Below are 2,394 nucleotides of genomic sequence, written 5' to 3'. Positions count from 1 at the left end.
CCCACACGTGCTTTAAGCACTCCGGGCATTCAGCTTGCCACTCACCGCTCTCACCATCAGTTTAATCGCAGAGCAAGACACAAGCGGGCTTGCTCCGGGCGGCGATCCGACGAATGCGGTGTGTCAGGCAATAAATTCACTTCTGACACGCCACTTTCGCGAGCAAGCCCGCTCCCACGAGGTCCCCAGTGCACTTCAAATTCATGGCTGGTCAAGCAGCTACCGTGCCGGAACGGCGCCATCAAAACGCCGCCATTTGGTCGGCGTTTTCGCCCTGAATGTAAAAAGAGGCTTCGGTCTGGTTATTTCATTCTGTAAACTCCCCCCGCTGCGACAATCGGGCAAGGCCATGCCAGCCCCGATCAAGTGGTCTGTGTGGCTGATTCGAGTACAGGCCACCAGACGTTTTGCAGTGTCCCTCACCCAGCTGAAGCCAAGACCTACAAGAAGTCAGTGCCGGAGAGACATAAACCGAGGCCGCTGTATTGCGCGGCCTCTGTAGGTCCATCCTCCAGTCCATTCGAACCAGACACGCTGGCGTTGCCGGCCATGGGCGTGGTCTATCCTTGAACAGACCGGAGGGCGGAATGGCGTTCCATCCTAGGGATACACACATGTTGAAGAAAACACACACGGCGCTGCTGGGCCTGGCGATGGCGATGGGTCTTGCGACCACGCACGCCGCCGAGGCAAAAAAAGTGGACGTCCTGCTCATTGGTGGAGGCATCATGAGCTCGACGCTCGGCGTTTGGCTCAATGAGCTGGAGCCGGGCTGGACCATGGAAATGGTCGAGCGCCTGGACGGTGTTGCCGAAGAGAGTTCCAACGGCTGGAACAACGCCGGTACCGGTCACTCCGCGCTGGCGGAGCTGAACTACACGCCGGAAGACAAGAACGGCAAGGTCGATATCTCCAAGGCCATCGAAATCAACGAAGCCTTCCAGATCTCCCGTCAGTTCTGGTCCTGGCAGGTGAAGAACGGCGTGCTGAAGAACCCGCGCTCGTTCATCAACTCCACGCCGCACATGAGCTTCCTGTGGGGTGACGACAACATTGCATTCCTGAAGAAGCGCTACGAAGCCCTTCAGGCCAGCCCGTTGTTCGCCGGCATGCAGTACTCCGAAGACCCTGCGCAGATCAGCAAATGGGTTCCGCTGATGATGCAAGGACGTGATCCGAGCCAGAAAGTCGCGGCTACCTGGAGTCCACTGGGTACCGACGTGAACTTCGGCGAAATCACTCGCCAGTTTGCCGCTTACCTGCAAACCAAGCCGAACTTCTCGCTGAAACTGTCCAGCGAAGTGGAAGACATCACCCGCAATGAAGACGGCACTTGGCGCGTTTCCTATAAGAACCTGAAGGACGGTACCGAAACCGAGACCGACGCCAAGTTCGTGTTCATCGGCGCCGGCGGCGGTGCTTTGCACCTGCTGCAGAAATCCGACATTCCAGAAGCCCGTGAATACGCTGGCTTCCCGGTGGGTGGTTCGTTCCTGGTGACCGAAAATCCGACCGTTGCCCAACTGCACCTGGCAAAGGCCTACGGCAAGGCTTCGGTTGGCGCGCCACCGATGTCGGTTCCGCACCTGGACACCCGCGTGCTCGATGGCAAGCGTGTGATCCTGTTTGGCCCGTTTGCGACGTTCTCCACCAAGTTCCTGAAGAACGGTTCGTACTTCGATCTGCTGACCAGTACCACGACCCACAACGTCTGGCCGATGACCAAGGTCGGTATAGAGCAGTACCCACTGGTCGAATACCTGGCCGGCCAGTTGATGCTGTCGGATGAAGATCGTTTCAACGCGCTGAAGGAATACTTCCCGGAGGCCAAGCAGGAAGACTGGCGCCTGTGGCAGGCTGGCCAGCGCGTGCAGATCATCAAGCGTGACGAAGAGAAGGGCGGCGTCCTGAAACTCGGTACCGAAGTGGTTGCCGCACAGGACGGCAGCATCGCTGGCCTGTTGGGTGCCTCGCCAGGCGCTTCGACCGCCGCACCGATCATGCTGACTGTGCTGGAGAAGGTCTTCAAGGACAAGGTCGCGAGTCCGGCCTGGCAGGAAAAGTTGCACCAGATCGTGCCGAGCTACGGCACCAAGCTCAACGACAGCCCTGAGCGCGTGGCGCAGGAATGGGCTTACACCAGCGAGGTCCTGCAACTGGATCCTCCACCGGTGATCGGCAAGCCAGGCGCCACCACGGCCCCGACCAAGCCAGAAACGACCCGAGAAGGCAACCCAGCGGCTGACATGGCGCTGTAAAAACCGGACGCTGTCTGGTGAGGTATGAAAACGCCGCTCATTGAGCGTAATGCTGTTCACTTAAGCATTTGAGTCCAAGCCGGGCTTTCTAGAAAATCCGATACCAGTCCTCTGGTATCGGATTTTTTATGCCCAT

At 58.5% G+C, this 2,394-nt stretch carries 1 protein-coding gene; it reads left to right on the top strand.

Going from position 1 to position 2,394, the window contains the following annotated elements; translation table 11 throughout:
• Positions 1-614: 614 nt before the first annotated feature.
• Entirely contained in the window at positions 615-2,258 is a 1,644-nt protein-coding gene (gene mqo, locus FBY02_RS27960; protein WP_144931760.1) for a malate dehydrogenase (quinone), read from the top strand.
• Positions 2,259-2,394: the final 136 nt, after the last annotated feature.

Origin of the sequence: Pseudomonas sp. SJZ078 (assembly GCF_007828255.1) — a bacterium.
In the GTDB taxonomy this organism is placed as follows: domain Bacteria; phylum Pseudomonadota; class Gammaproteobacteria; order Pseudomonadales; family Pseudomonadaceae; genus Aquipseudomonas.
The sequence above is the reverse complement of the archived record's forward strand: the minus strand, read 5'-3'. Positions and strand labels throughout refer to the sequence as shown.

Coding starts and splice junctions, on each gene's coding strand:
- mqo (WP_144931760.1), top strand. CDS start 615: ATGTTGAAGAAAACACACACGGCGCTGCTGGGCCTGGCGATGGCGATG.